Origin of the sequence: Frischella japonica (assembly GCF_014489845.1) — a bacterium.
Taxonomy (GTDB): domain Bacteria; phylum Pseudomonadota; class Gammaproteobacteria; order Enterobacterales; family Orbaceae; genus Frischella; species Frischella japonica.
Map to the genome: position 1 here is coordinate 17,631 of NZ_JABURY010000012.1, position 9,933 is coordinate 27,563.

Consider the following 9,933-nt stretch of genomic DNA (forward strand, 5'->3'; position numbering starts at 1 on the left):
ACATGACTATATCACAAGAACAACGTGAATTTTTCACACAGAAGAACCCTGCTGAAGAATATGACACAATAACCTTTAATCATCCGGAGTTTGAAGTGCCATTGAGATTGGTCTTGAATCAATTTAAGCCTTTAGTGTTTGCTGGTAATGAATTTATTCCCGTAGCTGCAAAAATAACATTACCAAACCAGGGGTCCGATTTAATGCCAAAATTAAGTTTACAGTTTTCACGCATTCACGTCGGTGATGAATTCAAAAAAATTATTAACTCAATAACTCCTTTTGGCTGGCAAGAGCCTATATCTATGATTTATGAGCAATATAATGAGTTATCAATGAATAAACCGGTTAATCGCTATTCATTATACGTCTCAGAAGACGGGGTTCGATTTAATCGAAGTACTATACAAGTAACGGCATGCGATGATAATCCAATGGTGTTATCAAAACCAAGAAATGCCGACAGCAACCCAATTTATACACTTGAAGAATATAGAGGTCTTGCAAATGCATAAAAAAATGACAGTTAATGAATTTGTCAAAAAGGTGATTGGTACGAAATGGGTTGATAGAGCCTGTACTTTTGATGAAATGGATTGTTGGGGGCTGGTGATTCTTTATTATCGGCACGTACTTGGGATTGAACTAAAAAAAATAACAGGTTATCAATCAAAGAATACGACAATCCAGAATGAGGCTATACCGGAATCGATTAGAAACTGGAAACCATGCGAAAAGAGTAATAATGCAGTATTTCTTGCTTATGTTGGTGATCTTCCGTCTCATGTGGGAGTTGTGATAGATAATCATATGTTGCACGCTAAAGGAAATGAAATTCAAGGCGGACAAGTTCAATATAACAAGCTGGAAGCAATAGAAAAAGCCTATACAAAAGTGGAGTACTACCAATATGCTGATATATCATAAAGACCCTAACGGACTGACCGAAAAAGAAATATATCAACTCGACACCTCTCTTTCACTTCTTCAAAATATTCGCAATAAATTTCCAAACGGTTTTGACAACACTGTAACAGACATATATGTCAATAATGAGAAAATCGACCCACTTGTCTATGATTTATCAAGAAAAGTGACTGTTTTTGATCAAGTTGTAATTATTAATCGTCAACAAGCGTCAGTCGTTGTAAGCCTTATCGTTGCAGTTATTGCCGCTGTCGTTGCATACGCATTAACGCCAACCCCCAAAACCCCAAACGCAACGGGGGAACAAAAAGACAGCTCCAACAACAAACTTACCGGGCAAAAAAATATCGCGCGATTATATCAAGCAAAGCCTGATATTTACGGATGTGTGCGCTCATACCCAGATATTGTAAATCCGGCCGGAACAGAATACATTGATAATATTAAATATGTTGAGCATCTTTTTTGTGTTGGGGTTGGTGAATATCAATTAGAAAACTTTAAATATGACCAATCATTACTTGATAAAATAGCCGGAACGAGTTACACAGCTTATAAGCCAGGCGATATAATTCCGACTGTCCGTTATCAATTCCCAAGCGCTGAAGTTAACGGGCAAGAATTAACGCCGATAAATTTAGCAGATGAGGAGTTGTATACAGTAGATTATGGCAAATTTATTAGTTATTCCCCGTCAATAAGTTACCCGTCTCAGAATATAGATTCAATTATAACGCTACCTGAGAAAAGCGATATCGCATATTTTGAAAATTTAATTAAACCTATTTCAATAACGTTCAAAACTCCAGGAGTCATCTATCACGAATATGCGAACGGGATCAACCGCGTAAATGTAAATATGAAATTAAGCGGTGTATTAAATTCAATAAAATACAATGATAAACAACAACCTATGTTGTATTTATCGCACGTAAAATTATTAGACTATAATTTAAAACGAAAACCCCAAAAAATTAGTTATTATCAAATTTTTACTAATTCCTTAAAAATTGAACATATGGGTGGGACTTATACTGATGCTTTTCATTTGCCAGAATCTGGCACCGAACTTTGGGTAGATTTGGTTTTTCAACGGGGGCTTCAAGGTAATGTTGACTTAAAGTTTATCTTCTGGCAAGTAGATGATTTTGGTAATGAGATCGCAGGAACACGTGAAGCGCAAAACTATAATATATCCAGAAATACGTACGAACCGCAAAATGTTACCGTTAAACTCACTCCGCAAGGTGGGTTAAGTAAATACGCCATGATTATTGGACGTTTAAATAACGGTAAGGGGGATTTAACCGATCAGGTTAAAGTAGAAAATGTATTTATTGTTGATTATGATTATAACTATCAGGTTAAAGATACATTAATTTATGTTAAAACTCGTGCAACATCGCAAGCAACATCATTAAAAGAACTTAAGTTCAATGTCGAAGCGACACGCAAAACCATCACATATAACGCTGCCACTAAAGAAATAGATCACAGTCTCAATCCATCAAGATCGTTTGCTGATGCACTTTTACATCAATATGTTTCAGTTTACGAGCGCGATCCAACTGAACTTGATTTAGATTCTTTATATCAAATCGATAAAAGTATTAAAAACACTAACAAACGTCTGGGTTATTTTGATTTTTCATTTGATGATATTGATGTTTCACTCGGTCAACGCATTGAAACAATATGCAATGCCGCGCGCGTGTATGCATATAGAGATGGTCAAAAGTTACGCTTTGCGCGAAATGAAGAAAAATTACGCCCTGTAGCTATGTTTAATGCTTTGAACACTGTCAGCTCAAGTGATGGTGGGACGATACAAAAAAAGTCAAGTTTACCGACCACATATGACGGCATTCAAGTTCAATATATAGACTCAAGTAAAGATCAGATTGGTGGAACAGATAAAAAAACTTATATTGATTTAAAAATTAAAAATAATAAGATTGTTAGTGGACAAGCCTTTCGTCCGCTGAAAATAGAGTTAGCAGGTTGCCGGAATCATGACCAAGCAATGAATCGTGCACAGCTTGAAATTAGACGACTAATTTATGAACGCACCTTTATTGAAGATGAGGTGATTAATGATGCCAATTTTATTAATAAAGGTGATTTAGTTTTATGGTCAGATTCATATGATGAAACAATTATAAGCGGTGAAATTGTTCGCATCAATAATAATACGTTTTATGTAGACCAAGAACTAGAGTTAGATCCTAGCAAAAATTATCGAGTAGCAATTACAGATAAAGGCGGTTACCCCAGCGACTGGATTAACATTAAATCTCACACTCATAACTCATTTACTGCTGATTATTCGACTGCTTATGTCGCTGATAACATCAATATCCAAATGGGGTCAATCTTTATCATCACAGAAACAATCTCATCTGAACCAACTGAATTTCTATTAACAGAAAAAATATATAATGACAATGGAACATACAAGATAAAGCTTGTAAATTACGATAGTAGAATATATGAATATGACCGCGAAAGCGGTTTTTTTTCGCCCGGAGAAAATATATGACAGCAAGACAAAATACCAAAAATCCATGTCCTTCAAATGCATTAGCAGACTTAAATGATAACACCATCATTATTGATGAGTTTACAAACAGCAAAAATAGTCACACAAGTGATAGATTCGGGAATAAAATAAAAACAATTCATCATCTTAGCTGTGAACTTGATCAAACTATAAATAACATAAAAAATGGTGAAAGATATATTCCAAATACTGGCGGAACCGTAACTGGCACGATAAAAGCTAAAGCACCTGTTGTTGATAAAATTCCTGCGGTCGAAAAATGGAAGGAAGGGCTAGGGGATAAATCGATAATATCCTCAGATCAATGGGCAATATTTAATGGTATTGATTATCCTTATCTTGGCGGCACTTCGAATATGACGATAGCTAGTTGGTGGGCGGTCGGGTTTTCTCCTTTGTATTCGTTGGATGGCCAACCTCAAAATAACACAGTCTCTATTGACTGTCGCACAGGAACAGTTAACGCAAAAGGTGGTTTTTATGAAAATGGCATTAAATTAGTAAAAGAAGACGATGTCGTTAAAAAAACTCTCACAATAGAGAGTAATAACGCATTTCGACTAAAGAATATAGCTAAAAATATTTCTGCCCTGGTTCGATTTGATGGGGAAGGGTTTTGGATTTTATTTACTGATAAAAATAATTCTGATGGTGAATTTAATCATCTTCGCCCTTTTTATATCAATGCAACAACGGGGCATGCCAATTTTCAACACGGGGTAAGCTCTGGTGGAGTCCAAGTTTTAAGAATCGGTGACTACGGCATTGGCACAAAAGCAATGACGACGTCAAGCACGAATCGACCGACGGGCAGTGCTTTCATTGCAATTGCATCGACTGATGACGATAAACCAAAGGTTAATGGCGGTGTATGTGGCTTTCAGTCATTTAGTACGAATAACAGCTACGGTATGCAACTTGTTTCAACAAACAACGTGACTGAACAGATAAGACTTTTTGCGCGAGCAGTTGAAAATGATAAAAAAGTTGGTGACTGGGCAGAATTCATCACAACAGCAAATATAAATCAATACGCGCCTCAATCGGTCGTTTTATATCCCGGTGGTAGCGCGACCAATCTTCCAATTTTGAACAAATCCGTTCGAATTGTGATAGATAATCCGTTCAAAACTAGAAATGCATTAGCAATCTTAGAAATTAATGTGAACGGAGAATGGGCGGCGCTAAACTCTACATATAGCGGTTCTGGCGCAGTAGCAAGCTTGCTTAATGATAATAAAATAGTCATCCAAGCTGGGTCTACCCAGCTTGTCGATAAACTTCCTAGTTACGGATGTACTCCGTGGGATAATAAATCATATATCTACTCGGCCCCGTACAGAGTTCGTGTAATCAAATTAGGAGATTAATATGAAAAAAATAATTTTAGGTAAAGTTGATACTAATGAATGTGAAATTCATTTTATCAATCAGTTTGACGATGTGAAAATTGCAGTGAGAAAACCGATTTATGAAAATAAAGAATCGATAAAAGATGTTGAAAAAGAGATTGATGGTGAGATTGTAATGGCTCAGGAAGCTATCACTGAGCAAGTCCAAGTAGGTGAGGAAGTTTATTATACTTTACCCGACGGAACAATCCCCAGTGATATTAATACTTGGCAAGCAAGAGAAGATCCGATAGTTTTAGATGGTTGGGCCGTTATGAAACAAGATCGCCCGTCGGAAGGTGATTGGATTGCATCTAAAAAAGGTACGTGGGTTAGAGATATCTCTCAGATTATTGCTAAGAATGAAGTATTAAAAACTGAATTAATGCAAGAGGCAGTGAACCAAATATCACTGCTCCAAGATATTATTGACCTTGATATGCAAGAAAGTAATGAAGATGAACAACTAAAGGCATGGAAAAAATATCGTATATTATTAACTCGTGTTGATGCGTCAGATGTTAATGCCTTGTTTCCTGAAAAGCCGAATAACTAAACGCTATCAATCTTCAACTTAACATACTCAACTGCATCTTGATACGATTCAAAAATTCCGACTTTGTTTAATCTATCGTTTTTATAAAAACACCACCAGTCGTTGTATATATCGCATGACGGAAAAAGCAGGTACGAATCATTTTCGCAATCGTAAATTGAATCGTTATCAGGATCGGTTAGTATGTAAATTGTTTTTGTGTAGTTTATTGTTATCATGTTATGAAAGATTAGTTAGTTTTATTCATCATAAACTAATATTTTTCTGGAGTGTGAATTGAAGTGAAAGGTTGGGAAGTGGATCGCAAAAATTAGTGTGCCGTATTTGTGCCGTAAACTTTGTTAAAAATAACAAAAAATAGTGAATAAATATACATATTTTAAATTGGCTAACCTCATAACTAATTGAATATTAATAAATTAAAAACACGTTAAATAATAATATGTGCCACTCATAATCGATTGGTCACTGGTTCAAGTCCAGTAGGGGCCACCATTTTCAATCTTATGACTTTCAATAGTTATCCTACAATCTAAATTATTGACGTTTTTCTGTTCCATCGGAATATGCATACTATTTCAATTATTATCGAAATAAATGCGCTTAAGATATTCATTTTGCATAACGTTTTTTATTTGTATTTTCACATCTAACGTTTAATCAAGAATAGCTTATCGTTTATATGTAGATATTCTCATTGACTCTTTCATAATCAACTTGTAGCATTCATTGATTCAATGAAGTAAATCTATCGAAACTGTTTATTCGTATAATAATAAATAAAGGAACAGAATGTGCAACTTCCAATACAACAGCTACTCACCGAACTAGATAATGAGGCGAATCGTAAAAAATACCGTTATCTATTAATTGACAACTTAGCATCAATCAGTGAACTCGATTTTATGCATCTTGATAATATGACCGAGCGATTGGGCAGTAACGCGATAACGACGGTACTACGTCCTGATCTAGCTCATTCACCCGAAGCCTGTCCACAGCTGCTTAACATTGCTAAGCCACATCGGGCATTGGATGATAAAATTATTCACTACAGCGTGATACAAGCAACGCTAGAGTTAATGCGGACTAAACGTTATATTTGCAGTTGGTTTGTCAGTGAACAACCCGCGGAAGTGGTGGCTGAACTTTTGGTGCAAGTTGGCATATTTATCGGTCAGCGTTGTCAACTGTCCTTTTTACCTTTTCATGAGCCTTTTCGTTTTCAACTCTTACATGAGTCCAATCAAATCAGTGCATTATGGTTACCGTCAATCTTAAATTTCAGTGACAGCTACTATTATTTAGATCTGCAAGGGCAGTTAAAGCAGCTTAAACGACCTGATCCTTTGCCGGCGGGTATTGATCTGTTTATGTCGGAGCCGGCGCAGTTATATCAAAAAAATGCGCGGCATTTGTTCCAACTCTACTTATCCTGGCAGCGTTACTGCCAGCAAGTCGGGCGAACCAGCGATGAAAATACCTTAATGAGGGTGGCCAATGCCTATCTTAATGCGAGCCGTCGGGGATTAAAGCACAGTGGTGATCGGGCTTTATTTACGTTAATGACGCTGAGATACGGTGACTTATCGTCGCACCAACGATTACAACAAGCGATTGATAACGCAATCAACGCGCCAGGCAGTTTGGCAGATGAATTTAAATTAGTGGATAAATCAAGTTTTTTAGACTTGTCGCAATAAGGAATGGTGTTACATATGGGGAATACAAAACAACATAATCATGAAACCGATGATCATTTTGACAATCAAATTTTATATAACGAAGCTGAAAAAAGTTCGGCATTAGCCGATGGTGGCTGTGGTGTTTGCCAACGGATGGGATTTCCATTGTTTTTAGTCCGAAAAGCCATTGTGCCAAAGGGCTATCGAGATGTTAATTGGTCGCAAAATATTATCAGTTTAGGGCCTAATGAAAAATCGTTATCCGCTACTTACGAATATGCTTACCGAACCTTACGTACTGGCTACGTCTATCTTTTACTGCAAGAACAAGATAAAACTTATCGTTATTTGTCTTATGAGGTCACCCCGTCGGGAGTGTATCGTCATAAATCGATTAATGATATGATTGAACACAATATTCATGAAATTCCCGAAAAATGTCATGACAAATACGATCATATTCCAGGGGTATTTATTAATATTGATCGCTCACGCTATTCGGGGATTGGTTATATTGGTTACTCTCGCCGAGCCTGGTCACAAAGCGCGCTTGATAAATATCGTCTGGCGGCTAATAACGGTGACATACGTCAATTACAGCGCTTTAGTGTGATCAATTTAGGGGGATTTGGTACGCCTGCGCCCTCGCCAGAAGCCTTAGGTAACGTTTCGATACCGAGTGTATTAGCAACCACGCTGCCACCATCTCGCTGTTTTCCATTTAAAGAGTTCGATCCTACGTCATATAGTGTGAGTAAAGTGCGTCTCGATCGTCCAAAATTAATGGAGCTTGAATTAGCGCCACAATATATGATCCATATTGATGGCGACCAGACGCTTAAAGAAGCGCTTAACACCCGCAAATATACCAATGATAGTTTTGTGACGGCCCACCAATTTAATAGTTTCAAGGGTAATGTCTTACGTTCAACGTTACTTTACACGAGTGGCACGGATTTGGTGTTTAAATTGTTCCAGCATGCCGCGGAATTAGCCGGTAGAAATAACACCGAAATCAGTGCGGTTGTTATTGATGACCCTTTTGCTATCGCAGAAGAGCTGTGTTTACAGCGCCGCTTATATGTAGATCCAATCATTAATATAATGGATAGAAGCGCTGAAGATTTTAATTTAAAAACCGCAGAAATCTTTCAGGAGCGTATTAATGGCCAACAAGATATTGACCGTTTGGATAAGTTAATTAAACAAGCTATTAATCATTATTATGATAACTATCCCGAGGAAGCTAAACAACTCTATGGCAAACAGGATGAAGTCTTAACGGAAACAACGCTAGATGAACCGGCGAGTGATAAGGCTCAAGCACCATTAGATAAATTGACCTATTTTGATGATTTGTATGATGAAACCTCATCGTTCTATCTACAGCCTTATTTGCGTTATCGTGATTATTTTTCTGAAAAATCATTTCACTTGCGTAAATTGGTTGAGATGATTGAAAATTATAAGCGGCAGTTAACTGCTTATTATCATAATCAGGAAGCATATAAATATCATCGGGTTTTTAATTACAATGAAATAACAGAACATGGCATTCCGGTTAGGCATAATAACAGCAGATACTATTTAGATCGACCCGATTTATATACCGAAATTAAGATAAGCGAGCAAGAAAAATCACGTTTAATTGCAGCGGAAGAAGCGAAACCCTATAACCGTTCTAAAAATTGTTTTGAAGTGTGGGTATTTAAATCCGCAACCGAAATATCACGCGAGGGTAAAGCCGAACTTAACCGGGAGCTAGATAAATTAAATAAGCATATTGATGAAAGTGTATTGAAGGAATTTATTAAACACGATAATCAATACTTCACCAGTATTGCCAATACGATACATCAATACTCAACAGACTATTTCAACTACTTGGGCTGGTTATTTGGCGCTAATCAGCAACCTTCACCCTATTTCCCGAATTTAAATACGGTAAATCAAATTCCTTTTTGGCAAATTGAGAGTGATCAAAACGGCTCAAACAATCATTTAGGTTATTTACAAGATTTTATCTGCATGATTGATTTTAATGTGGTGGGTGGCATACCGTTAACCGAGCAATATGGAGTATGGGATGTGTTATTAGGTGATCGGTCGAGTCTATTTTATCAACTCTTTAATAACCATAGTGAAAAAAGTTTATGGCATCTGTTGGTTAAGGCGCGTTTAGCACAAGATAACAACAGTGCATTAGCCAACGACGACAAAACCTTAAATAACGCGCTGGCCACGGTCATAAAAGAGAGTGCCGCTGATCTTGATATACTGTTTTGTGAAAGGAAAGGGCGTATCATTAGTGAATTATATGGCATCCTTCTTCAACAGGCGATGGCGGGAGTGGCACAACAACGCGATCAGATTAACCGAAAAAACACCAATCAAGTGATCATAGAGCAAGCGATGACGTTACCCGCATGGCCAACGGATGGCGCCGGCAATATGGATGAACAAGCATTTAAAACCCTGTTGTGCGAAAGTATGATGGTGTTTAATAAAACTTATGCCTACTTTGGTGAGGTGACAGTGCCGATGAATCAAGCCAGTGATTTTATTCGTCATTGGTCGAGTCGCCCGCGCGTGTTTTTAGAGCGTCAAGATAGCGAAGCAGTCGCCTTACTGGCTTCGATAGCCGAGCAGCGCAAGGTGGGAGATGGTAGTTATGCGTTAAGTGAAAAAAGTGCCGAAGCGTTTACCTTTGATATTTTTGATATGTCCAATTCAGTCAGTAGTGAATTCGAATGGCATGGTGGCGTGTTTAAAATGAAGCAAGGTGAGTTAGGTTTTAATTCACTGGAGGGGATC

Annotated in this window: 7 protein-coding genes; all 7 read left to right on the forward strand. The window is 37.3% G+C overall.

What is annotated here, in order from left to right; translation table 11 throughout:
• Positions 1 to 2: 2 nt before the first annotated feature.
• Positions 3 to 515: a hypothetical protein gene (locus FcAc13_RS05335; RefSeq protein WP_187755181.1), complete on the forward strand. Its 513-nt coding sequence runs from the start codon at positions 3 to 5 to the stop codon at positions 513 to 515.
• Positions 508 to 927 (forward strand): NlpC/P60 family protein, encoded by a 420-nt coding sequence (locus FcAc13_RS05340; protein WP_187755182.1) that lies wholly within the window; start codon positions 508 to 510, stop codon positions 925 to 927. The genes FcAc13_RS05335 and FcAc13_RS05340 overlap by 8 nt, the downstream gene beginning before the upstream one ends.
• Positions 911 to 3,466, forward strand: a complete 2,556-nt coding sequence (locus tag FcAc13_RS05345) for a host specificity factor TipJ family phage tail protein (protein WP_187755183.1) — start codon at positions 911 to 913, stop codon at positions 3,464 to 3,466. Before FcAc13_RS05340 ends, FcAc13_RS05345 begins: the two co-directional genes overlap by 17 nt.
• The gene (locus tag FcAc13_RS05350; protein WP_187755184.1) at positions 3,463 to 4,857 is read left to right on the forward strand and encodes a phage tail fiber protein; all 1,395 of its coding nucleotides are present in this window, start codon (positions 3,463 to 3,465) and stop codon (positions 4,855 to 4,857) included. Before FcAc13_RS05345 ends, FcAc13_RS05350 begins: the two co-directional genes overlap by 4 nt.
• Before the next feature lies 1 nt (position 4,858).
• Positions 4,859 to 5,434, forward strand: a complete 576-nt coding sequence (locus FcAc13_RS05355; protein ID WP_187755185.1) for a tail fiber assembly protein — start codon at positions 4,859 to 4,861, stop codon at positions 5,432 to 5,434.
• A 794-nt stretch (positions 5,435 to 6,228) separates the two neighbouring features.
• Positions 6,229 to 7,137 carry a hypothetical protein gene (locus tag FcAc13_RS05360; RefSeq protein ID WP_187755186.1) on the forward strand — a complete coding sequence of 303 codons (909 nt, stop codon included), beginning with the start codon at positions 6,229 to 6,231 and terminating at the stop codon, positions 7,135 to 7,137.
• 15 nt (positions 7,138 to 7,152) lie between these two features.
• On the forward strand, positions 7,153 to 9,933 hold a 2,781-nt coding region (locus FcAc13_RS05365), incomplete at its 3' end, for a toxin VasX (protein ID WP_187755187.1).